This window comes from Romboutsia lituseburensis DSM 797, from assembly GCF_900103615.1.
Lineage (GTDB): Bacteria > Bacillota > Clostridia > Peptostreptococcales > Peptostreptococcaceae > Romboutsia_F > Romboutsia_F lituseburensis.
In genome coordinates this window covers 391,632-416,767 of sequence record NZ_FNGW01000003.1, presented here as the reverse complement: position 1 = coordinate 416,767, position 25,136 = coordinate 391,632, and the positions used below count along the sequence as shown (strand labels likewise).

General features: G+C 27.1%; 23 protein-coding genes. 2 read left to right on the top strand and 21 right to left on the bottom strand.

Annotation, left to right across the window (positions count from 1 at the left end; all coding sequences use genetic code 11):
- Positions 1-213: 213 nt before the first annotated feature.
- From BLP75_RS07805 to BLP75_RS07755, 12 genes are all read right to left on the bottom strand, one after another.
- Positions 214-1,455, bottom strand: coding sequence for a peptidase U32 family protein (locus tag BLP75_RS07805; RefSeq protein ID WP_092725090.1), 1,242 nt, complete (start codon positions 1,453-1,455; stop codon positions 214-216).
- Between the two features lie 319 nt (positions 1,456-1,774).
- Positions 1,775-2,344: an NAD(P)H-dependent oxidoreductase gene (locus BLP75_RS07800; RefSeq protein ID WP_092725089.1), complete on the bottom strand. Its 570-nt coding sequence runs from the start codon at positions 2,342-2,344 to the stop codon at positions 1,775-1,777.
- 102 nt (positions 2,345-2,446) lie between these two features.
- Positions 2,447-3,253 carry a pyrroline-5-carboxylate reductase gene (gene proC / locus BLP75_RS07795; protein ID WP_092725088.1) on the bottom strand — a complete coding sequence of 269 codons (807 nt, stop codon included), beginning with the start codon at positions 3,251-3,253 and terminating at the stop codon, positions 2,447-2,449.
- A 32-nt stretch (positions 3,254-3,285) separates the two neighbouring features.
- On the bottom strand, positions 3,286-5,655 hold the full coding sequence (gene hypD / locus BLP75_RS07790; protein WP_092725087.1) for a trans-4-hydroxy-L-proline dehydratase: 2,370 nt from the start codon (positions 5,653-5,655) through the stop codon (positions 3,286-3,288).
- 2 nt (positions 5,656-5,657) lie between these two features.
- The gene (locus tag BLP75_RS07785; RefSeq protein WP_092725086.1) at positions 5,658-6,569 is read right to left on the bottom strand and encodes a trans-4-hydroxy-L-proline dehydratase activase; all 912 of its coding nucleotides are present in this window, start codon (positions 6,567-6,569) and stop codon (positions 5,658-5,660) included.
- Positions 6,570-6,764: 195 nt separating this feature from the next.
- Positions 6,765-7,661, bottom strand: a complete 897-nt coding sequence (locus BLP75_RS07780) for an HD domain-containing protein (RefSeq protein ID WP_092725085.1) — start codon at positions 7,659-7,661, stop codon at positions 6,765-6,767.
- A 102-nt stretch (positions 7,662-7,763) separates the two neighbouring features.
- Complete coding sequence (locus BLP75_RS07775) at positions 7,764-9,335, bottom strand: sensor histidine kinase (protein WP_092725084.1); 1,572 nt, start codon at positions 9,333-9,335, stop codon at positions 7,764-7,766.
- Between the two features lie 179 nt (positions 9,336-9,514).
- The gene (locus tag BLP75_RS07770; protein ID WP_092725083.1) at positions 9,515-11,455 is read right to left on the bottom strand and encodes a [FeFe] hydrogenase, group A; all 1,941 of its coding nucleotides are present in this window, start codon (positions 11,453-11,455) and stop codon (positions 9,515-9,517) included.
- Between the two features lie 135 nt (positions 11,456-11,590).
- Positions 11,591-11,752, bottom strand: coding sequence for a hypothetical protein (locus BLP75_RS18135; protein ID WP_170139110.1), 162 nt, complete (start codon positions 11,750-11,752; stop codon positions 11,591-11,593).
- 121 nt (positions 11,753-11,873) lie between these two features.
- Positions 11,874-12,881, bottom strand: coding sequence for a sensor histidine kinase (locus tag BLP75_RS07765; protein WP_092725082.1), 1,008 nt, complete (start codon positions 12,879-12,881; stop codon positions 11,874-11,876).
- Positions 12,878-13,549 carry a response regulator transcription factor gene (locus BLP75_RS07760; RefSeq protein WP_092725081.1) on the bottom strand — a complete coding sequence of 224 codons (672 nt, stop codon included), beginning with the start codon at positions 13,547-13,549 and terminating at the stop codon, positions 12,878-12,880. The genes BLP75_RS07765 and BLP75_RS07760 overlap by 4 nt, the downstream gene beginning before the upstream one ends.
- A gap of 135 nt (positions 13,550-13,684) precedes the next feature.
- Positions 13,685-13,960, bottom strand: coding sequence for a hypothetical protein (locus BLP75_RS07755; protein WP_092725080.1), 276 nt, complete (start codon positions 13,958-13,960; stop codon positions 13,685-13,687).
- A gap of 209 nt (positions 13,961-14,169) precedes the next feature.
- Between BLP75_RS07755 and BLP75_RS07750 the strand changes: the two genes are divergently transcribed.
- Positions 14,170-14,724 (top strand): hypothetical protein, encoded by a 555-nt coding sequence (locus BLP75_RS07750; protein ID WP_092725079.1) that lies wholly within the window; start codon positions 14,170-14,172, stop codon positions 14,722-14,724.
- 67 nt (positions 14,725-14,791) lie between these two features.
- Here the strand turns inward: BLP75_RS07750 and BLP75_RS07745 are convergent, their stop codons facing one another.
- From BLP75_RS07745 to BLP75_RS07720, 6 genes are all read right to left on the bottom strand, one after another.
- On the bottom strand, positions 14,792-15,730 hold the full coding sequence (locus tag BLP75_RS07745; protein ID WP_092725078.1) for a dipeptidase: 939 nt from the start codon (positions 15,728-15,730) through the stop codon (positions 14,792-14,794).
- A gap of 109 nt (positions 15,731-15,839) precedes the next feature.
- Positions 15,840-16,655: an Mrp/NBP35 family ATP-binding protein gene (locus BLP75_RS07740; protein WP_092725077.1), complete on the bottom strand. Its 816-nt coding sequence runs from the start codon at positions 16,653-16,655 to the stop codon at positions 15,840-15,842.
- 99 nt (positions 16,656-16,754) lie between these two features.
- Positions 16,755-17,321, bottom strand: a complete 567-nt coding sequence (locus tag BLP75_RS07735) for a cob(I)yrinic acid a,c-diamide adenosyltransferase (RefSeq protein ID WP_330385794.1) — start codon at positions 17,319-17,321, stop codon at positions 16,755-16,757.
- 160 nt (positions 17,322-17,481) lie between these two features.
- Positions 17,482-18,576 carry an alanine racemase gene (locus BLP75_RS07730; protein WP_092725076.1) on the bottom strand — a complete coding sequence of 365 codons (1,095 nt, stop codon included), beginning with the start codon at positions 18,574-18,576 and terminating at the stop codon, positions 17,482-17,484.
- 18 nt (positions 18,577-18,594) lie between these two features.
- A complete protein-coding gene (locus tag BLP75_RS07725; protein WP_092725075.1) occupies positions 18,595-19,362 on the bottom strand; it encodes a DUF3226 domain-containing protein in 768 nt (255 codons plus the stop codon).
- Entirely contained in the window at positions 19,362-20,405 is a 1,044-nt protein-coding gene (locus tag BLP75_RS07720; protein ID WP_092725074.1) for an AAA family ATPase, read from the bottom strand. The genes BLP75_RS07725 and BLP75_RS07720 overlap by 1 nt, the downstream gene beginning before the upstream one ends.
- A gap of 309 nt (positions 20,406-20,714) precedes the next feature.
- On the opposite strand from BLP75_RS07720, the gene BLP75_RS07715 reads away from it, so the two are divergent.
- Positions 20,715-20,993, top strand: coding sequence for a hypothetical protein (locus tag BLP75_RS07715; protein WP_092725073.1), 279 nt, complete (start codon positions 20,715-20,717; stop codon positions 20,991-20,993).
- 65 nt (positions 20,994-21,058) lie between these two features.
- On the opposite strand, the gene BLP75_RS07710 is transcribed toward BLP75_RS07715, so the two are convergent.
- The 3 genes from BLP75_RS07710 to yjeM all read right to left on the bottom strand — a co-directional run bounded on the left by BLP75_RS07710 (position 21,059) and on the right by yjeM (position 25,029).
- Entirely contained in the window at positions 21,059-22,285 is a 1,227-nt protein-coding gene (locus BLP75_RS07710) for a glycosyltransferase (RefSeq protein WP_092725072.1), read from the bottom strand.
- Between the two features lie 35 nt (positions 22,286-22,320).
- Positions 22,321-23,172 carry a hypothetical protein gene (locus BLP75_RS07705; protein ID WP_092725071.1) on the bottom strand — a complete coding sequence of 284 codons (852 nt, stop codon included), beginning with the start codon at positions 23,170-23,172 and terminating at the stop codon, positions 22,321-22,323.
- Between the two features lie 321 nt (positions 23,173-23,493).
- Positions 23,494-25,029 (bottom strand): glutamate/gamma-aminobutyrate family transporter YjeM, encoded by a 1,536-nt coding sequence (gene yjeM, locus BLP75_RS07700; RefSeq protein WP_092725070.1) that lies wholly within the window; start codon positions 25,027-25,029, stop codon positions 23,494-23,496.
- Positions 25,030-25,136 lie beyond the last annotated feature (107 nt).

The window sequence follows — 25,136 nt, the reverse complement described above, 5'->3', positions numbered from 1 at the left end:
TATATCAATTATGTAAATATATGTAAATAAAAAAGTCGCTTCGCTCATGTCGCCAACGACTTCGTCCGTTGCTAAAAAATGTAAATTTTTCCTTTTACAAAGATATTGATGTTACTATACTCTATAGGTTATCAACTGTTTTTGATGTATCATAATATCCTTAAACGTAAAAAATAAAGTAGGATATTCCTACTTTATTTTTTATTACATATATTAAAGAGCTCTAATAGTTAATATAGGCTTTCTTAACATATAATCTTTTTCAACATCTATATCTAACTTCATTTTTACTATTTGTCTTGCATGAGGAGCTGATTCTATAGGTTCATTTTTTTCATCATACATTTCTAATATGTTAGCTTGCATAGTTTCCTTAAATGGACCAATAATTTCTATTTTATCTCCTACATTCATCTTATTTCTTTGTTCTACTATAACTAAATCAGAATCTTCTTCGTGACCTCTTACAATACCTATGAAGTCATAATTTCTTATATAAGAAGCTGACTCATAGTTATGAGCAGTATCATCTGGTCTATTGAAATAAAACCCTGTTGAATAATCTCTGTGACTACCTTTTTTTAGTTCATCTAACCACATAGGATTAAACTTCCAATTTTGAGGATCTTTATAATATTCATCTAAAGCCATTCTATATGCTCTAACTGTTGTAGCTACATAATAAGCTGTTTTCATTCTACCTTCTATTTTTAAACTTGTTATTCCGCTTTGTATTATTTGAGGTATGTATTCTATCATACATAAATCTTTAGAGTTAAAGAAGAACGAAGAATCGATTCCTTCTACTACTGGTTCATATTCTCCTAAACTTACTTCATCAAATAAAGTATATTTCCATCTACATGGTTGAGCACAAGCACCTCTATTTGCATCTCTACCTGTTGTATAGTTACTTATAACACACTTACCAGAATAAGACATACACATAGCTCCATGAACAAAGGCCTCTATATCCATATCCTCAGCGGCATTGTCTCTTATTCTTTTTATCTCTTCAAATGATAATTCTCTTGCCATGACAACTCTTTTAGCGCCTTGATTATACCAGAAGTTTGAAGCTAATGAATTTGTCGTACTAGCTTGAGTACTTATATGTATTTCCATATTAGGAATAGTTTCTTTTACTACACTAAATACACCTGGATCACTTACTATAACTGCATCTACACCTATTTGATCTAACTCTAATAAGTATGCTTTTAATTGGTCTAGCTCTTCATTTCTAGGTATTATATTTATAGTTACAAATACTTGTTTACCTCTTTCATGAGCGAATTCTAAACCTTCTTTCATATCTTCTATTGTAAAATTTTTAGCTGCAGATCTCATACCAAATATTTCGCCACCTAGGTATACCGCATCTGCACCATAAGTAAATGCTATTTTTAATCTTTCTAAATCACCTGCTGGTGCTAGTAGTTCTACTTTTTTCATATGTTTCTCCTTTGCTTATATATTAAATTAAATCATAATATTTAATGTCACAAATCGTTTTATATACTTATATTTTACCCAAATACATGGTTATAAAACTTGCTTAAATTATTAAAAAATTTATTATAACTAATTTATTATACATTATATTGTCGATTTTATAAAGAATTCTGTTTGATTAAAATTAAATATTAAAATATATATGAATATAAAAATAAAAGAGAGTAATAATTTTAAGTTACTCTCTCTTAGTATTAATTCTAGTTTAAATTTTTAAAATGATTAAATTACTCATAAACTCAACTTCATATAAAGATGATTAAAAATATTTATTTATTTCATCTAAAAATTGTTGTTTTTTATTATCATTACTTGATGCTAAGTTGTTATTTATCCATTTAATGTTATTCATTCCTACAACCTTTAAAGTTCCATTTATTATAGTATTTGTTATAGGATCATTGAGTTCATTTTTTATATATTCAGTGTCTGATTCTGATGTTGTTATTAATATACCAGATTTTATGTTTGTTAAAAGTCCCTTAGGTCTTTTGTATTCTTCCGTAAATGCAAATTCTTTTACAAAGACTTTGTCAAAAAATCCTTTTAACATAGCAGGTACATTATTGTACCAAATAGGAAATATTAATATTATTTCATCACTTTCCTTTAAATTAGACTGATACTCTTTAACTAAATCATCGTCAGTTTGTCCACTTGAATAAAGCTCTAATTGTTTTTGTGTCATAATAGGATTAAAGTTGTCTTCGTATAAATCTATAATATTATAACTTTTATTTTTTCTATCTAATCCATTTTTAACTGATTCTAATATTTTTTTACTAAACGAGTCTTTAGATGGATTAGATACTATTATTGTTGTATTCATTTTGTCACCTCTAAATATAAATTTTATATTGTTTAGTATAAATATTTATATATATTTGTATTCATAATAAATACAAACTTTAAATAAAAGTTAAACAAATTGCTATTTATTCATTTCTTGAGATTTTTTTATACAGTTTTCCATAGCTTTTATAACAGCATTTCTTAGGCCTTTTTCTTCTAATGTTTTAACTGCTTCTATAGTAGTTCCTCCAGGAGAACAAACCATATCTTTAAGTTCACCTGGATGTTTACCGCTTTCTAAGACCATCTTTGCTGAGCCCATTACAGCTTGTGATGCAAATTTATAAGCTTGAGGTCTAGACATACCCGCACTAACTGCAGCATCTGCCATAGCTTCTATAAACATAAAAACATATGCTGGAGCAGAACCACTAACACCTATTACAGCATCTATCATATTTTCAGAAACAACCTCGCTTTTACCAAATGAATCAAATATACTTTTTACAGTATCTAATTCATCATTAGATATATTTTTATTTTTACAAAGAGCACTCATTCCCTCGTTAACAAGCGCTGGTGTGTTTGGCATAGTTCTTACTATTTTTTTATCGTTTCCTATAATGTTTTCAATTGATGCTATTGTCTTTCCAGCTGCTATAGTAACTATTATCTTATTATTGTCTATTAAATCTTTTACAGATTCTAGAACTAAATCATATACATTAGGTTTTACTGCTACAATAACAATGTCTGATTTTTCAACTACATCCCTTGAATCTGTAGATGTATTTACATTAAATTCAGCATTAACCTTATTTAATGTGTCTTGATTTAAATCAGAAACATTTATTTTATTTGAAGGTACTAATTTAGACTTAACTATTCCACCTATCATAGCTTTAGCCATATTACCTGATCCTATAAATCCTATTGTTTTATTCATTTACATTTCTCCTTTGATTTCAAATTTATTTATTAAAATGTTTGCTCAGTTCTTCCTATTATTTCATCTTGCAAAGCTCTACTTAAGTTGTTAAAGTGATCACTATATCCTGCAACTCTTACTATTAAATCATTGTATTCTTCAGGATTTTTTTGAGCTTTAAGTAATATATTTTTATCAAACACATTAAATTGAATATGATGTCCATCCATATTAAAATATGCTCTTATTAAGTTAGACATATTTTCTATACCTTCTTTATCCTTTACTACAGAAGGTGCAAAACGTTGATTTAATAAAGTTCCTCCAGTTTTTAAGTGATCCATTTTAGAACAAGACTTAATTACAGAAGTAGGTCCATTTATGTCGGCTCCTTTTTCAGGAGAAATACCCTCTGACAATGGCTTACCTTTTAATCTTCCATTTGAGCTTGCTCCCATAACTTCTCCAAAGTAAACGTGGCAAGTAGTAGGTAACATATTTATTCTATAAGTGCCACCTATAGGTGATCTTCTCCCTGTTACTTCTTGATAAAATGAATTAAATACATTTACCATTAAATCATCAACATAATCATCATCATTGCCATACTTAGGTGTTTTATTTTTAACTAAGTTGTGAATTCTTTCATATCCTTCAAAGTTATTCTCAATAGCATTTAACAATTCTTCCATTGTAAACTTCTTATTATCAAATATATTATATTTTATTGAAGCTAAACTATCTGTTATAGTTCCTATTCCTACACCTTGAATATACTTAGTGTTATATCGAGCCCCTCCTGCATTATAGTCTTTTGCCGTTTTTATACAGTCATCTACAATAACACTCATAAGAGGAGATGGCATGTGTTTTGCATAAATAGATTCTATTACATTATTTCCCTTTATCTTAATATCTACAAAGTGTTTAAGTTGGTTTTTAAATGCATCAAATAAATCTTCATATGTACTAAACTCTTTAGCATCTCCTGTTTTTAATCCAATTTGTTTTTTAGATATAGGGTCAAATCCATTATTTAAAGTAATTTCGAGAATTTTAGGTAAATTTAAATAACCAGTTAAAACATAAGCCTCTTTTCCAAAGCATCCTGTTTCAACACATCCACTTGTTCCTCCATGCCTAGCATCTTCTAAGGTCTTACCTGCATCTAAAAGCTCTTGTAAAATAGCTTCTGTATTATAAAATGCCGGTTGTCCCCATCCTTGTCTAGAAATCTCACAAGCCCTTTGTAAAAATTTCTGTGGTGTTTTTTTACTTATTTGAACATTAGAACTTGGCTGCAAAAGTCTCATTTCATCCATAACATCTAATATAATATAACTTACATCATTTACACCATTTTTACCATCACTAGTTATTCCACCTGTGTTTATGTTTGCAAAATCGGTATATGTTCCACTTTCTTTTAATGTTATACCAACCTTTGGAGGAGCAGGCTGATTATTAAATTTAACCCATAAACATTCTAATAATTCTTTTGCTTTGTTATAGTCGATTATACCATTTTCTAAATCATCTTTATAAAAAGGATATAAATGCTGATCTAACCTACCAGGGCTAAAAGCATCCCAAATATTAAGTTCAGTTGTAACACCTATATGAACAAACCAATACATCTGAAGAGCCTGATGATATGTATTCGGTTTATTCATTGGAACGACTTCACAATTGTCTGCTATTAGTAAAAGTTCTTTTTTTCTATTTTCATCAGATTCATTTTGTGCCAATTCTCTAGCGTATTTAGCATATCTTTGAGCATAAATAATAATTGCATCACAAGCTATATCCATAGCTTCTAGTTGAGTTTTTTTATCATAAGCATTTAAGTCATTTATAAAATCAAGATTATCTATTTCATCTTTTATCTCTTTTTTTAAATCTAAAAATCCTTTTTTATATATAATATCACCACATACAGTATGACCTGGAGCCCTTTGTTCCATAAATTCAGTGAAAATTCCATTTTCATAACAATCTATCCATTGTTTATCCATTGAATTTATTATTTTACTTCTTAATTGCCTATTTTTCCAAAAAGGTATAATTTCCTCTTTTTGTATTTGTCGTACATCCTCACTTACTTTAAAAGATATCTTATCTCTCTTATCCATAATTTCTAAGTCATCCATTGTATGACAGCAAAGCTCCGGATAAGTTGGAGCGCCTTGTGCAGAACAACCCTTTTCTCCTACAATTAGCTCACCTTCATTTATACAAAGACTTCTATTTTCCATGTAATACTTAAACGCTAATGCCCTAAGTATCGGAGTTTCAACACTACCTTCATATTTTTTATATGCTTCTGTTATAAGCTTTGCTCTTTCTATACTTATATATGGTTTTGTATCTACACTTTCTTTTCTTAGTTTTTTAGTTCTATCAAAGCTTCCCCTTAACATATTCATCCCCCTATTTTAGTTATAAAATGATTATTTTCAAATAATGAACTGATCTCTTTTAATTTTTCTTCACTTGGAGCTTTAAATTCTGTACCATAATATTCTTTATTTAACTTTGTGTATTTATAAACTCCTATATCATGATATGGAAGAAGATTTATGTGTTTTATATTTAATGGTAATAAAAATTGTATTATTTTTATTATCTCAGTGTTGTCTTTATCTACATTTACACCTTCTATTAACGGTATTCTAATAGTGATACTAACATCTTCTTTAGATAATCTTTCTAGATTATCAAGTATTAGTTTATTGTCTACATCTGTAACTAATAGATGCTTTTCGTTATCTATTAGTTTAACATCATATAAAAATAAATCTGTGTATGGTAAAATTTCTTTAAAATTTTCAAATGAAGTAAAACCACAAGTATCAATTGTAGTATGTATACCTTTATCTTTGCATGATTTAAGTATTTGTTTAATAAAAAATATATCTGATGTCATAACTTCTCCCCCAGATAAAGTAACTCCACCATTAGATTCTTCATAGAAAATCATGTCTTTTTCAATTTCATGAACTAGTTGATTGACAGTGTATGTTTTACCTACTATTTCACGAGCATTATTTAAACAATAGTCTAAACAAGTTTCGCAAAATTCACACTTTTCTTTATGCAAATATATTCGATTATTTTCTTTATATATAGCATGATTAGGGCAATTATTCATACATGAATTGCACTGTGTACATTTTTCTTGATTATATAAAACTTCTTTTGTGTATTTCTGACTTTCTGGATTGTGACACCAAGTACATTTTAGAGGACAACCCTTAAAAAAAATAGTAGTTCTAATACCCGGTCCATCGTGAATGCTACATTTTTGTATGTTTATAACTAATGGATTATTCATTTTACCCCCTATTTAAATTGAATTTTCATCTATATTTTTAACATACTATACTAGTAATACTTTGTCTATATAAGTTTTTAAATTTCTATACACTTACTTCAAAAACTAAAAAAATATCTTAAAATATGTTAGATTAAGATATCTTTTTTTTAGTTTTAAATCAATTATCTTTAAATATGTATTGCTTAATATAATTTATAGATATAGCTTTTTATCTATTCGTCTGTCATACTCTGACCAACTATTTTCTTTGGTAACTTCTTTTATCTGGTTGATTCTATTTAAAGTAGCATCTACACTATCTGCATAATTTAATATAAAGGATTCTTCCATGTTAGCCTCTCTTGGAGAACCATATTCAATTTTTCCGTGATGTTGTATTATACATCCTTTTATTCGTCTTATAAAGTCATCACTAAATGGATAGTCGATATTATTAAAAGCTCTGTCTATTAATTGAATACCTATGGCTATATGCCCTTCTAATTCACCTTGTAATGTATACTTAAAAGGACCATTGTAATCAAGCTCATAAATTTTACCTATATCATGCAATTTAGCACTAAGAACTGCTATTTCTCTCCGTCTACAATTGTATCTATCACATAACACTTTAGTTAAATACATTACACCTAGTGTATGTTCACATAATCCACCTATGTAATTATGATGCATAGATATTCCTCCAATAGCTACTTTAAATTTAGATATAAAATCTTGATCTTTAAAAAAGTAATCATTTAGAAGCTTACCTTCTTGTGAAGTTATACATTCCTCTGATATTATTTCTATTTCATTAATAATGTCATCGATAGATCTATTTACAGTAGGAAGATAGTCTTCCAAGCTGTAATCTGTTAACTTTTCAATTTGTGAGATATCTAATATAAAAGTTTTTTGAGTATTAATGCTTATGACATCTCCTATCTCTAGCTTAATTCGAGCAGGTATTTTTGCTTTTATTTGTTCACTTTTATCACTTAATAAATAAACTACTTTGTTAGTATCTTTGTATAGTCTCTTCATGACTAAAAGAGATGTATTAAATTGTTGTCCATCTTCTATATCTTTTAAAAAAATTTTTTTACCCATAATTTATATACACTCATTTCTTTTAAATAGTTTTATTTAAGTTTATTATTTCTATAGTTAATCTTTTTTATAAGTATATTTAAATTATAGGAAATAGAATTATTAATATATATCAGAAAATTCAATACTCATTCTTTCTACTAATTCATTCGTATTTATTAACTTATCATTTATTTTTGAAACTTTTTTAGTATTTAAATGCTCCTTAGTAGATGGTATTTTCACTATAAACTCAGTTCCTAAACCTATTTCACTGTTTACCGATATATTTCCATTATGAATTTCAACAAGTGACTTAGTTAATGATAATCCTATACCACTTCCTTCACTATGTTTTGTTAGTCTATTATCAATTTGTTTAAACCTTTTAAATATTTCATCTTGCTTCTCTTTAGGTATTCCAATACCAGTATCTTTTACCTTTATTTCAAATATATTTTGCTTTAATTTTAAAATTACATCTATCCTTCCATGAGGTTTGTTATATTTTATTGCATTAGATATTAAATTTAACATTATACGCTCTATTTTTTCCATATCAAAACTCATAATGCATTCTTCTATATAAGTATCAAAGATTATAGTCAATCCTTTTTGATGTACAAACTCCGAAACAGAATCACAGATATTTTCTATAAATTGTACAATATCACCATTTTGAGCATTTAATTCTAAATATCCATTGTTTAACCTATTAGAATCTATAAAATTATTAATTAACCGTAATGACCTTTTAGAATTTTGTTTTATAATATCTAGATATGATCCACATGAAGCTTTTATATCATCATTGTCTTTTATTTTTAAGTCTATCATCTGTAAACAACTGAATATTAAGTTAAGAGGTGTTCTTAGTTCATGTGATAAATTAGCGAAAAAGTCTGCCTTTATTTTTTCCTCTTCTACTTCCCTTAATACACGATCTGTAATATCTCGTGATATTCCAACAATCCCAAGGATTCTATTTTCACTATCAAAGCACGGTGCTTTTATAGTTTCAATATGCCTTAAATCATTTCCAAAGTAAATTACCTCATGGAATACTTCAGATTTTTTACTTTGAAGTATTTTATCATCAGATTCTTTAAAGTTTTCACTAAGATCTCTAAATATTTCAAGATCATAATTAGTTTTTCCTATAACATCCTCTTTTAATAACTTTGTATCTTGCAAAAAACTTCTATTTACATCCATATATCTACCTTCTAGATCTCTATAAAATATATGGTCCGGAATAGAATCGCTAACAATATCCAATATTTTTTTATGATCAAACTCTAGAGCTATTTTTTTATTATATTCTAAAATATTTTCGGTATCATTATAGCCTTCATAGGTAGGATAAAAGTAAATTATAAAATAACTATCATCTATATTTTGAATAGTTATTTTAAACCATTGTAAGGCTTTAGCTATGTAGCATATAAAATTTTGATTACATAGTTCAGTTTTGCAACCATCTTTATTTAAATTGTAATTAACTGTTTTAATAAAATCTTTCAAAAATTCTTTTTCTGATAAATTATAGTCTTTTAATAAATTATTTATTAAAGAGCTATAACTTTTTATCGAAGTTAATTCTATACCATTTGTATTTATTTCAAATTCTCCCAATACAGCTGGTATAGGTATATTTTCTATCATATTAATAACTACACTACTTAAACTCTTCATTATATATCCCTTCCAAATAATATTTACATTTAATTAATCTTTCCCCTTTATGCAAATTATATCATTTTAAAAGTATTTATGACAACGATTGAGCGTAAGGTTTTCATAACTTTCATTTTATAGATTGAAAAATAATAAACACCCTTTATAAAATATCTAAATAAAGGGTGTTTATTATTTTATTTATTCTTTTTTACTTTTACAAAATATTTTGTATGTAAAAGTTCATGAGCTTTGTGGCTTAAAGGATGATCTAAGTATTTATCATAAATTGCAAGTACAGCTGGATTTTCATAAGATCTTCTAATTGGAAGAGATCTATCTATGCTATTTAATCCTTCAGCTCTTTTTTGTAATACTTCATTTCTTTTTCTTGCTTTTGGTTGTCCACCACCGCCAACACATCCATATGTGCAAGCCATGATTTCAATAGCATGGAAAAACTCTTCGCCTTCTTTTATTTTATCTAACATTTTACCTGCTTCTTTTAGTCCATACGTTATACCTATTCTTAGCTTTAAATCTCCTACTTCAAGTTCACATGCTCTAAAAGAATCCCATCCTCTTAATTGTTCAAATTCTATATTATCAACTCTTTTACCTGTCATTTTCTCAACTGCAGTTCTTGTAGCTGCTTCTATAACCCCACCTGTTCTACCAAATATGACTCCTGCCCCTGTATATTCACCTAACACTTGGTCTATAGGCTCGTCTTCAATTGTACTTAAATCTATACCTGAATCTTTAAAAATCTTTACAAGTTCAGCTGTTGTAATTACATAATCAACATCGTAGTTAAGTCCTCTAGAAAACTCAGGTCTTGAAGCTTCATATTTCTTTGCTATACATGGCATAATTGCTACTGATGTAATTTGATCTCTTTCTAGTCCATGTTCTCTTCCCCATAAATCTTTAGCTACCGTTGCAAACATTTGCATTGGTGACTTAGCTGATGATGGTACATCTAGCATATCCCCGTAGTTTTGTTCTATGAATTTTACCCATGCAGGGCAACATGATGTAAGAATAGGAAGTTTTACATCCTTATCTCCAGCTAAATGTTTTTCTAGCCTTTCTTGAAGCTCAGCTGCTTCTTCCATTATGGTCAAATCTGCAGCCCATGTAGTATCAAATACATATTCTACACCTAATTTTCTAAGACCTGCAGCTATTTTATTTTCAACATTTGTACCTGGTTCAAACCCAAATGCTTCTCCGATAGCAACCCTTACTGCGGGTGCCATTTGTGTTATTACAACTTTATTTGGAGTAGCTAAATCTCTTAAAAACTTAAATGTATTATCTCCTGCTGTTATAGCATTTACAGGACATGCAGCTATACACTGACCACAATGTGTACATCTTGTATAATCTATGTAATGTTGTTTTTTAGGTTCTCCATTTATACAATCAACAGGACATGCTCTTTTACAAGCTCCGCATCCTATACATTTAGATGTTATTCTTAGTTTTATTAAATGATTACATTGTGATGTATAACATCTATTTTCCTCTATATGTTCTTTGATTTCTTCATAGAATTTATCTATTATTTCCTCTATTATGTTATGTTTTTGATTTACCTTTTCTTTAACAGTACCTGTGAGTCTTCTTAATAGGTATACATCTCTCATATTAGCTCTACCTTTACTTATTCTATCAAGAAGCTTCCAAATCCTAATTATCTCCTTTTTAGCAACATCATATTCCTCAAGTCCACCGTCTTGAATTTTACCCAATAAATAATCTACATAGAATTTAGCATACTGTATTATACAATCCTCTTGAGAAAGTATTATTATATTTCTACTTGTTACATTATCAAAAAGTTTAAAATCTAATTCTTTATCTAAACTATCTTCTGTTAAAAAACCTCCAAATGGAATACCAAGTTGGGCAGCTTTAAAACCACTATCATTTAATAAACCTCCAGCTTGAGTTATTACTTCAGCTAAAGTAGCATTTTCAGGTACTTCTATTATCCCAGGGTTATTTATTTTACCAGATATAGCAACAGTTCTTTTATTCTTATCTGTTATTTTTTTTAACTCATCTTCACTAAAAACTGAAAATACAGATCCTAATGAACTTTGTATTAATGTTTGTTTTTTGTTTTGCATTTTTTACTCCTTATATATTTAATTTTAAGATTTTATTTACTTTATTTACTATTTAATTTTTCCATCTATATCTAATCTTATACTAAAAAAGGAATAAGAGAGTTTTCATATGAAAACTCTCTTGGTTAAATTGATTTATTTTAATTTTTCTATAAGTTTTTCTAGCAATATTTTTTTTAGCTGTTGATTTAAATCATTAGTAGATGCTTTTGATTTATTTTTACTTTTACTTAATTTTTTTGAATTCTTATTGTTCTTAGGTACTCTACCTTTATTTGATTTATTGTTTGTGTGCATGTATATACCCCCAATAAGTTCTGTAAATTTTACTTCTTATTGTATAAATATGTATTTTTTTTCATATTGTTACATTTTACTTATAAATAAAATAAAGCTATCTCATTGAAATGAGATAGCTTTATTTTAACTCTCTTCCTATTGGAAAAATAATATTAATTTCTGTTCCTTTATTATGTATAGAGTTTAGCGTTAATCCTATACCTAATTTATCACATAGCTTCTTACATAGATACAATCCTATACCAGTAGATTTGCCATATAACCTTCCATTTTCACCAGTAAATCCTTTTTCAAAAACTCTATTTAAATCTTTTGGTGAAATACCCACTCCATTATCCTTTATTGTAAGTATAGTATTATTTTCATTTTTAGTAGAATATATACTTACCTTAGGATTTTCAGTTGTACTATACTTTATAGAGTTTGATATAATCTGATTTATTATAAATTCTATCCACTTTGAATCACTATATACAAATCCACTTAAATTGTGCATATCTATAGCTATTTTTTTATTTATAAAATCACTAGCATTTTTCTTTACTACATTTCTAACTACATATTCTAAATCCATCTTTTTTATTATATAATCTTTACTTACATCATTACTTCTTGAATAATATAAAACTTGATCTATATAGTTTTCAATTTTTTTGATTTCATTTTTCATAGAATATGGAACTAGTTCCTCATTATTCTCTATTATAAGCATCGTAGAAGCTATAGGTGTTTTTATTTCATGTACCCAAGTCTCTATATATTCTTGATACTCTTTTTGAATATTTTTATAGTAATTAATCTGTTCTCTCATGCTACGATTAGTTTCAGTTAATATATCTTTAATTTTTTCCTCTTCATGGTTAGATGGCTTTTTCATAATTTCAGATAACAAATATTTTTTATCAATATTTGCAAGAATATCTTCTAATTCATCATAAAATTTTTTCTTATTATTAAATTCTAATAGAATATATGACATTAATGGAACAAACCATATGAACATTATTATAGCTATTAATTCAATTTTAAACTTGAATGCAACCATAATTAAAACTATAGGTAAAGCCAGGATTAAATTTATTGATAGAAAAAGGCCTCTATCTTTTAAGAATTTTGATAGCTTCATTTAATTATATACCCCAATCCTCTTCTTGTTTCGATATAGTTATCTAGTCCTATTTCCTCTAGTTTTTTTCTAAGTCTATTAACATTTACAGACAATGTATTATCATCTACAAATACATCTGAATTCCACATATAGTTCATTATTTTATCACGAGATACTATTGTTTCTTTGTTTTTCATAAGATAAGACAATATTTTTAATTCATTTTTACTTATTTCCAAAGTATTACCAAATGCATGTATAGTTCCCTTTGATAAATTTAGTTGTAGCTCTTTATATGTAAGTATATCCATATTTTCAGTATCGCCATAAGCTCTTTTCAATACTGAACTTATTCTAGCTAGTAATATTTGAGTATTATATGGTTTAGTAACAAAATCATCTGCTCCTAAGTTCATACTCATAAGTTCATCCATATCACTATCTCTACTTGTAACTATTATAATTGGAACATTTGATGTTTTTCTAACTTCTCTACATATATAGAATCCATCAAATACAGGTAAGTTTATATCTAATAAAATTAGATTTGGATTTTGAGTTTCAATTTCATTAATTATATTATCAAAGTTATCTGGAGCTATGACCTCATATCCATATTTGGATAATAGAGAGCTTAATTCTTGTCTTATAACTTCTGAATCTTCTATTATCATAAGTTTTTTCATATTTAAATCTCCTTGCTAGTTATTATTTAGGTCTAAAAAGTGTAATATAAATAGTTTTAGTATTTTATATAGTATTATACTAAAATAACCAACATATATCTATAAAATAATTTAGATATGTGTTGGCTAGGTATATTATTTAACTTCAATTATATATGCTGATGTTTGAGGAGGAATGCTCATAGTCATTCTATTTGAGTGGTATACAAAAACATAATCTCCTATATTTAAATCATCAATTCCTATTTCAGAATATTCACAATCAAGTATTATAGTGTCTTGAGAATATACTAATTTAGTATACGTATATATATCATTTACATCTTTTGCTATCATTATATACTTAAAATTCTCATTTGAACTTTCAGAGATTTCCACAATAATTCCACTCCTATAACTAAGATATTTCATTTATTATTCCTCCTTAAATTTATTGTTTTAGTAATAAACTAAAGCTTATTGAATTATATTATATAAATAAACTATAAAAAGTAAAAAATAAACTGTTATTATATATTATATATTGTAACTAATTTAAGTGCATGGCCATAATTTAATATATATACTAAGTTTATTTATTTTGAGGATAGTGTGTAATATTAATTAGGGGGGAATTATTTATGTTAGGTCCTAGTTTAAAATTTATATCTGAACAAGATGTTTTCCAAACTATAGAAAAGTGTGAAAATAAGAAGCTTAAAGTAACATACTGCTCACTAAGTATCAATGGAGAGTGTATTACAAGTAAAAATGTAATACTTAAAATAACAAAAATTCATAAAAATTGTGGCTTTATTGAAGGTGTTGTATTAAAAGATAATGAGCCCTTTGAAGACATAATATTAAAGTCTAGTCAAATATTAAGTTTAGAGTGTTTTAAAGAAAATCAAAAGCCTGAAAAACCATCTATATTTGAAGTAATTAAAAATTGTAATGGAATGGTTCGTATAACACAATGTACTAAGTTTGAAAAGGGAGCTTGTAAAGACAGTAGAACTTTTAATTTTATAGTTACTCAATTAGATGAGAAAAATAAGAATGTAAAAGGATATAGAATAAGAGGTAATGGTCAGGCAGAATATATGGTGATTGATTCTAGTATGATACTAAAAGTAGAATGTCTAACTTCTAGAGAAGTACTGGCTAATCCTTGGATGATGTTTCCTTTTAAATAGATGAGTAAAATAAAAGTACCTTTATATTTTAATTGTAAGGTACTTTTTATTTTAATTGCTTATTATATTATAAAACGTCTTTTATAACTCTTAATGCATTTTTGTACATCATTTTTTCTATTTCATCTTCATTGAATCTTGATTTTAATAATGCATCTTGTAGCATATACATTTGACTTATATCTTTCATTTCTAGGTCATCTGGTATCCCATCAAAATCAGACCCCATTGCAACTACATCAATTCCTCCAACATTTACAATATGTTTTATATGTTTTACTATATCATCTACTTTTGATACATTGCTCTCTCCTAAGAAAAATTTACAAAAGTTAATTCCAGTAACTCCACCCTTGTTACCTAAAACTTTTATCATATCATCAGTTAAATTTCTACTAGCTCCAGTAACATTTCTTGCATTTGAATGAGATGCTATAAAAGGTTTCTTTGAATTACGAGAAACATCATAAAAACCTCCATCATTTAAGTGCGATACATCAATTATCATTCCTAGTTCATTCATTCGTTCAATAACCTCTAATCCAAAAGGTTTAAGTCCTTCATTCTCAAAGCCTACTTTATTGTGAGGATATCCTATTTCATTTTCATAATTCCAAGTTAAAGTTATTAATCTAACACCAGCTTCATGTGCCTTATATAAATTTTTAATATCTCCATTAAGAGCAGCACCTTCTTCTATAGAAAGTATTGCTGATAGTTTATTTTGTTTCTGGTTATTTAATATATCTTGATAATTTTTAGCTAAAGCTATGTCATTTTTATTTAAATCTAGTTGTTCATAGAATTTTGATGCCATATTTTCAAATCGATTATATGGATTACCTCTGTACAAATCTAAGTCAAAATAAACTGCAAATACTTGAGCTATCGAATTTGATTTTTTTAGCTTTTGTATATCTATTGAAAAATCATTTTTATATAAATTTGCATTTTGATCTTCCATTAATTTATCTATAGTGTCACAATGTAAATCTATTAATTTCATAAATTATCATCTCCTTATTGTTTAATTATATCATATTTTAAATTTCCTTAAATTGAAAAGAGCTGTCAAAAGACTAATATTTTAATTAGTCTTTTAACAGCTCTTTGAATTATTTTATTTGATCTATTATATTATTTAAAGTTTCACTTAATTCATTACTAATTTCCTCAACACCATTATGTGTTATATTTACTATTTCTTTAGTCATAGGTAATTCTCCAAGTAACTTTAAGTTCATTTCATCTAAGAACTTATTAGTTTCTTCACCTTCAAATAGCTTTATTTTTTTGTCACAATCTGGGCATTGAATATAACTCATATTTTCTACAACCCCTATTACGTTAACATTAAGCATTTTAGCCATATTAACAGCTTTTGCTACTATCATTGATATCATATCTTGAGGTACAGAAACCATTACTATCCCACTTATAGGAATAGATTGCATAACTGTTAAAGCAACATCTCCTGTTCCTGGAGGCATATCAATTAATAAATAATCTAATTCACCCCACATAACATCTTTATAAAATTGTTTTACAGTTTTTCCTACTAGAGGACCTTTCCATACTATAGGTTGATTTTCTTTATCTACCATAAAGTTAACTGACATAGTTTTTATTTTATCTTTAGTCTCTACTGGATAAATATCTACACCATTTGGAGATATCGCTCTTTCATTTTCTAATCCCATAAGTCTTGGTATACTAGGTCCTGTTATATCCGAATCTAAAATACCTACTTTATATCCCATTTTGTTTAATTGCTTAGCTAATAATGATGTAACAGTAGATTTTCCAACTCCACCTTTCCCACTCATTACAGCTATTATTTTTTTTATTTTGTTATTAGGATTATTCTCTATATTACAAGTTGCTTGACTCTTGCAACTATTTTTTGATGGACATGAATTACAATTTGACATATTTCTTCCTCCGTGATTAATTTTTCTTTTGTATTTTATATTTATTTAGTACCCTATTAAAATTATATTGAAACAAAATAAACTTATTTATGAGTCATGCTAAAATTCCATAGGTATTAATTTTTCCTCATTGTATCTAGCCATTGCATATAAAACGTCTGACAATCTATTTATGTATTTAATTACTAAAGGATTTACCTCTTCATATTTGCTAAGAGATAAAATTCTTCTTTCTGCTCTTCTACATACGGTACGTGCTATATGTAAATTTGCTGATGCTAAACCTGTTCCTGGAATTATAAAAGCATTTATATCTTCTGTTTTGTTTATATAATCATCTATAATTTTTTCTAATTTAATTATATCACTTTCTTCTATAGTTTTTTTTAGTTTATCTTTTTTTATTGTTGCAAGGTCTGCAGAAACGTAAAAAAGAAACTTTTGAATATCAAATAATATTTTTTTGTCAGTTTCATCTTTAGTGTAATTTATACACAATCCTATATAAGAATTTAACTCATCTATTGTTCCATAAGACTCAACTCTTAAGCTATCTTTATCTATTCTAGTTCCATCATATAACGATGTTTGACCACTATCACCTGTTTTAGTATATATTCTCATTAAAGTAAATCCAACCTTTCTACTTATTATAAGTTCTTTCAATTATATCTTTCTTAATAATTATATACCCAAATTTTTTATTATATAACTATCTACTTTTTTGTTTTCTTAGTATATATCTCTACTAGGAGCTTTTGTATTAATTTGGTCGTATTAAAAGAGCCTTAGTAGGAATCTACGTTTAGCTCTTTTAATATCTTTTTTAAATATAATATTTATCTACATAAGTTGAAGAAGTTAAATAAAGCATACTAGGGTAAAACACTCCAAAATTAATTATATCTCCTATTTTAAATTCTTGTGCTGAATTTTGTATATCTATAATCAAGTGATCACTACTACTTCCAACTATTTCTACGCCCTCATCTAAAGGTATTAAAGTATCATGAAATACAAAATCTTGCTTTCCTATACCTAATATAGCTCTTTTTCTAATTCCTCTATCTTCATATTGTGGTTTATTTCCAAATGCATCTATAAACATTTCACCGATTGGGTAAGAAGGTTTTTCTTTTATTTCTATAATTTCGGCTTTCAAAGTTATTGTATCTTTGTGTATTTCTTTTATATCATATCCCCAATAATCTTCTAAATCTCTTCCTACTAATATAGCTTCTCCTACTCTTAAATTGTTTATTTTTTTAGGTATTTTATTATCTAATATTAAAGGTAGCGTTGTTGTTGCGCCTCCAGATACTATATCTAATTCTCTTTTTATATTTTTTTCAATTTCAATAGCTACATTACATAGTTTTTCTAGATTTTCATAAGATGGTTTAATTGAACCATAGCAGCTTAAATTAGTTCCTACTCCATAAAGTTTTATATTTTTTAGGTTGTTTTCTATATATATTGCAGTTTCTATAAATTCTTTTTGATCAAATATTCCTTCTCTTAAATCCCCTAAATCAAACATTAAAACTACTTTATGCTGTTTATTTTGTTTTTTACACTCTTGGTTTATTTTTATTATAGTCTCTAATTCTGAATTCAAACTTATATCAACATTTCCTACTAATTTCTCTATTTCTCCCATCATAGGCATTCTTATTAACATAGTATCTTTATTCATACCATTTGCCTTTAATTGTATAAGCTGATTTATTCTTGAACTTGCTATATACTCACATCCTCCATCTACCATTTTTTCAACTACTTCGGATTGAGCATTAACACCTTTTACAACTCCGGCTATGCTTATATCTAAATCTTTGCATAGATTTACTATATATTTAGTATTTGCATAGATTTTATCTAAATTTATTTCTAATGCTGGATATGTGTGTGCACAATTCATATAAGAATCCCCCTTTTATCATTCAACTAAGTCAACTATAAAATCATAAAATTTTTTTATTACGTAACTAAATGCCATACTTTCATCGCTTATCCAATTGTCATATCTAATTGATGTTTGATTGGCTCCTCCTGGTTGGAATACATTAGCTATACATCCTACCTTAACCTTATTTTCACTTGATATACTCCAGTTGTACTTATGCCTTTCATCAACCTTTGATAAATATTCATTTACACTTTCTAATAAATCACTATAAACTACTTTGGCTCCCTCTAATAATAGGTTCTCTAATGTTCCTTTTGAACTATTATCAGGGAAAAAATAATAGTTAAGATTTATAATTTCTCCTCTAACTCTGCAATGACCAACTAAAAAATCTTTTTTATTTATCACCATATCCTTATTATATTTTTTAAATTTATCATCAAAAGATTTTTGTGCACTATTTTGATCTGCATCAAATATAGCACATACACCGTTTATTTGCTTCAATTCAGCTTTTGTCATATTACTCAAATACAAGTCTATATCATTAATTATATTTGTAGCACCATTTGAAGAAACAATTGTCACACATAGGTTATTTTTCATAAAAAATGATGGCATTGGTATATGTCTATCTAGTCTATTGTTTATAAATGGGTATGTTCTTGGAATTCTATCTTTCCACATTTGAGGTAACTGATCTATATTATTAGCTTCTTTAAAGTGTCTAAGAAGCAATACTCTTGCTACACAGTTTACATCATGTACTCCTTCAACAAAGAATATAAAGCTTCTCATTATCTCACATCCTGACCTAGAAAAGTTCTAATATCTTTTAATCTATTGCCTGAAAATTTAGTACTGTAGACATTATTATCGTATGTCTCTATTCTAAAGCAAGATAGATCATCAATTTCCTCATCCATAGACATTATAATTCCATCGATTACCTCTAAACTATGAGTTGTGCAAACTAGTTGAACTTCATATTCTTTACAAAATTCAATAAACCATTTAAATACTTCAATCATCATATTTTTGTGTATAGCTGTTTCTATTTCATCTACTAAAAGTATACCTTGTTTTGCATTTATAACAGCTGAAGCTAATGTAAGAACTTTCTTTATACTATCTCCAAAGCTAAATAGCGGCATTTCTCCATTGATTTTATGGTGTATATATGTCCTTTGGATATTATTTTTACTGTTTTTTGTTACTACCTTAAAATCCAATATATTTTCATCGAATTTTTTTAATAACTCTATTATCTTCAATTTTTCACTTAATTCTATATTTTCTATAGTTTTATTTATAAGTCCATCTTTAAAATGGTCATATGGTGTTATATATATGATTTTTATGATGTCATAACTACTATTCTCTATTACACTTTGATTCTCCTTTAACTCTATCTTTTTCTTTGTAATACTTTCTTCATTTAATTTAACGCTGATAGTACCTTTAAATGATTTTTGATTATAATCCTTTAAGCAAACACTATCTAATTCTAAATCATTTGACAAACTTCCTTTTAGTACTAACTCTCTACTTTTATTGTTTATAATAGAATTTATGTGTATGCTTTTTAATTCATCTTGTTGTTTTGGAAATAGCTCTAAAAAAAGTTCAAATTTAGATAGGTATGCACTGTCTCTTCTTGATATGTGTTTTAAAATAGTTTTTAGACTATTTTGGCTTTGTAATAATGATATTGCTTCTAATAATGATGTTTTACCTGTGTTATTATTTCCAACTATTATATTTACGTTTGATAGATCCTTTAGCTCTAAATTTTCTATCCCTTTGAAATGTTTTATATTTAAATAGCTCAAATAGTTCATAAAATCACTTCTTTCTTATTATCAATATATAATTATATATATTTGAAAATTTCTATATATTACTAAAAAGTAATTTTAGTATTAATTTTTAATTTGTGGATATAATTTACATATACTCATTACTAACCTTATATATTTTATTCATTAAAAGGTGTAGGCAAATATTGCTTATGCCTTTTAAGTAGCAAACGACGTCGTTGGCGACAGGAGCGAAGCGACTTTTTTATATTTATTTAATTAAATTGATATAAAATATCTATATATTGGTAATAATCTATTTAGGATTATTAATTTTTAAAAGGAGTGTATATGGATAGTACTGCGATTTATCTTAAGTCTAAATTAAACTTAAATAACTTTACATTAGTAAAAACAACATCTAATAAGTTTGTTGCTTTTAAGTGTTTATATAAATATACTAAATGTATTTATATAAACATCTTCGATGATTATATTGAGATTAAAATTGACAAAGTTTTTGATAATAAATACTTTTTTAATGGTATAGAACGACTACTAATTTCTAAAAAATTTTTTGATAATATAGACGATTCAATTAACTATATTCAAAAAAATTTGGCAGTTTAAAAATATGCATAAATATAAATAAAGAGGTATCATAAATCTAGCTTATGATACCTCTTTTTATTATATTAATAATTAAAGCTTAATATAGTTTCTTCTAATCTATTACATAAACCATTCCAGGTTTTATCTTCCATGTTTATCGTTTTATTTCTAGTATTATGTTCTACAATATTTAATATCATATTGTTTATAGCATATGTTAGGTTGTTTTCAAAATTAGGAAGTTCATTTTCATAAGGAACTCCTACATCTTTCATATTAGGCAAATCTACATAACTAATTTTATTACTATTATTTATTTCTTTTCCTATCCATTTCTTTATGCCAGGTATATCAGTAGTAATAACATTACATCCACATGCTAAAGACTCTATAACTACTAACGGTAAACCTTCAAAAAATGATGGTAAAACAAATATGTGAGATTCTCTAAATAATCTAGATAGTTCTGTTTGTTTTATTTTACCTAAAAAATTTATATTATAATAGTTTTCATTGGCTAAATTAATAATTTCCTCATATTCATCCTTATTGTTGCCATCTCCAACTATGTTTATATTTAGAAAATCTTTAGAGTGTGTTAAATTACTCAACGACTTTATAAGGGACTTAAGTCCTTTTGCCTTAGCTATTTTGCCAGCATATGTTATATTTATAAAGTCATTTGGTAATTCCTTTTTATTTTTAAAAAATTTATTTTCATCATATCCACTTCCTAAAGTAAATACTTTTGATGGAGATATATTAAATATCTCAATTATTTCTTTTCTTTGCTCATCATGAAGAGCAAATATAGCATCTAAATTTTTTATATTTTGTAGTATATAATTTTTTTCTAAATTATGACTTTTAAGTTGCCTTAAGCAAGTTCCATGACAAACACTTACCACAGGAATATCACTTATAACTTCTTTTACATAAGATGTAAGCAAATATAAATGATGACATATTATTAAATCTGGTTTAAATTCTTTTATTGCTTTATCTATTTTAATCTTAAAAGCTGACTTTAGAGAATCAACCATACTTTTATCCATTTCTTTATACAATGTACTCTTATATGGCATTACGTCACTCATCCCAACAACATTAAAAGGTAATTCTTTTGTATTAAAGTTTACCGGATAAAACTTTATATTTTTATTAAATAGTACTTGTTCATCATCTTTATCTATCCCCGCTATTACAGCTTGTTTATGCCCTATTTTTTCAAATCCATTTATCATACCACACATATATATTCCACTACCTGTGCTGTTTGGCTTTTGAGTTATTATATGAAGTATATTCATTTTGTCCCCCTTGTTTATGTCAATTATAATTAATTTTAATCTAAATTTAAGTATACGCACGATGAATCATCTTTTACCTTAAATCTAGGAAATTTAATTGTTTTAAAATCATCTTCTTCCACACTACGAAGTTTTGAATAAATAACTCCTATACCATCATTTATAGCACAGTCTAGTAAGTTATATTCATTTATAAGATTATATCTATCGCTAATACATGAAAAACCATCACTTGCCATTAAAATATCTATAGGCTGATTTACTTTTATTTCTCCATAGATAGCTTTTTCTATAGCCTTTTCTTCAAACTCTAATATCCAGTAACCATTTTCAGTATTCTTTTTTAGTCTATTATTAATTATTGTTTGCATTACACTTGTTTTAATTTCTTCAAATGAAAGTTTTGAAAGGTTGTCTAGGTTTTCCATTTCGTCATAAACGATTTTATCTAGTTTACAAATTGTTCTATCCTTTATTATATGTGTATTCTCCCCAATTTTCATATGTAAAGAACAGTCTCCTAGTAATAAATATTCTATTATATTGTCTCTATATTTTATTATAGATATAGAACTTGATGGTGTATCTAATTTTTCTATTTTAGATTTTTCTGTTTTTGAGTAATATTCTAACTTTATATTCTTTATTCCTTCAATCATAATTTCCTTTAGAGTTTTCTCTTTATTAATATTTTCATAAAGATATTTGTTCCACCAATTTACATACCATTTTGCATCACTTTCTTTGCATACTAAATTTTTATTGTTGAGTCCTGTAGCCCCATCTAAAACCCAAGCTCCCCAAGGTGTTACTCCAACAATATCTTCATTATATTTAGCACTACCTTTGTAACATAAAGTATCACAACTGCTTATATTTATTGACATAACACTCCTCCAAATTAGTGAAATATATAAGTCTATATTAATTATCACGACTTATATTAACATATTTTTATAGTTATATTTGTCGAATCTCCTGTTAAATATAAATAAACTAATTAATGTATTTATATTTATTAGTTTCAGTGTAAACAACATATATCCTTTAAAATAATTACTATTTTTAAGATAACAATAAAAAAGTCGCTTCGCTCCTGTCGTCAACGTACTTTCATGAGTTATCCATAGAAAATGAAGTATCATAATGTCCTTAAGCATAAAAAAATGTCTCAAATATTTTTTAAAATATTTGAGACATTTAATTTATTAACTAGCTTTTTTTATTTCTTTATTATTTTTAACATGTTTTCTTTCATAATTAGTATATAAGAAGAATGCAATTAAACCGAATATAGTTGGACCTAATATCATCATTATTGAGTCAAATACTTTTCCATCTATTGCAGGTTGAGCTATAGAGAATATATTTGCAAATCCAACTAATAATCCTATTATTATAGCTGCTCCTGTTGCTACACCTTGAGTTTTGTAAACCATATATGCCTTATCAACTTCTCCACTTAATTGCTTTTTCTTGAATTTAGGGAAAGCTGCTAATAAGAATAAGTATGGTATAGTCATTGCAACATTAGTCATTAAAACTAATATATTAAAGAACTCAGAAGCTCCCTTACCACCGAATGAAACTAGTAGTATTAAAGCTATAACTATTACTGCTTGGAACTTCATAGCATTTACTGGCATTCCATTTTTGATTTCTCCAAGTTTTCCTGGCCATACTGCTTTTGGTGCACCAGAAATTAAAGTTTTTAATGGAGAATAAGTTAATGTGAAGAATGCTCCTGTGAAAGCTAAGAACATAGAGAATCCAACGAATCTTGCTGTCCAAGCTCCCATTTGTAAAGCTACTGCATTAGTTGTTCCCATAGCCTGTCCTAATTGATATCCTAAGTTGTTCATTAAAACATAAGCAACGTTACCCATATGAACATTTTCACCTGATAAAACATCTGCCCAGTTAGTGAAAGTACCACATGCAAATATACCTACTGCATATCCTACTGATATAACTACAGCTGAAATAACAAGACCTTTAGGGAAGTTTTTCTCAGCATTTTCAGTTTGGTCAACTAATCCACCTAAAACCTCAAGCCCTCCAAATGCAAATATTGCAAATGTAACAAATGATAATACCATTAATGGTGTTTGGTATTGAGGATTAGGAGATGTTAAAAATGCTTGTGAGAAGCTTTCAACTGGTTGAGATAATTCTCCACCATTTAATACTACTACAGCAACTGCTCCTACTAATAAAACTACATTTAATAAAGCAACAAATGTTCCTCCTATAGAAGTTATCTTTGTTATTTTTTCAACTCCTTTAGTTCCTACAACTGTAACGAATAATATCCATATTGATCCTAATAATCCTATAGTTTGAGTTGAACTTAATCCAAAGATACTCCATGTAGCTGTCATATCTGATCCAAAGATAGCATTTGAGAACGGTATCCATATACCTGAAGATACGTTAACCATCCAGATTATGTAAGATGCATACCACATAAATGTACCTATGAATGCAAACTTAGATCCTACTGACTTTTCCATCCAAGAGTACATACCACCACTCTCATTTTTAAATGCTGATCCATATTCAGCCATCATGAATGCGTATGGTATAAAGAATACTAATGCACTTAGTATATACCAAGGAATTGCACCATACCCCATTAAGTAATATGATCTTGGCATATTAGCAAAACCAAATACTGATGTAAATATCATTAATATTAATGACATTAGTGTAAGCTTTTTTGCACTGTTTGTGTTATTGCCCATTGTTTCACACCTCTATATTTATTTTTTTGTCTTTACCTTTAGATGATTAAAGGTTAAAAAGATTATACACTCTTCGATTCCTTTCGACAACATTTTCACAGATTGTT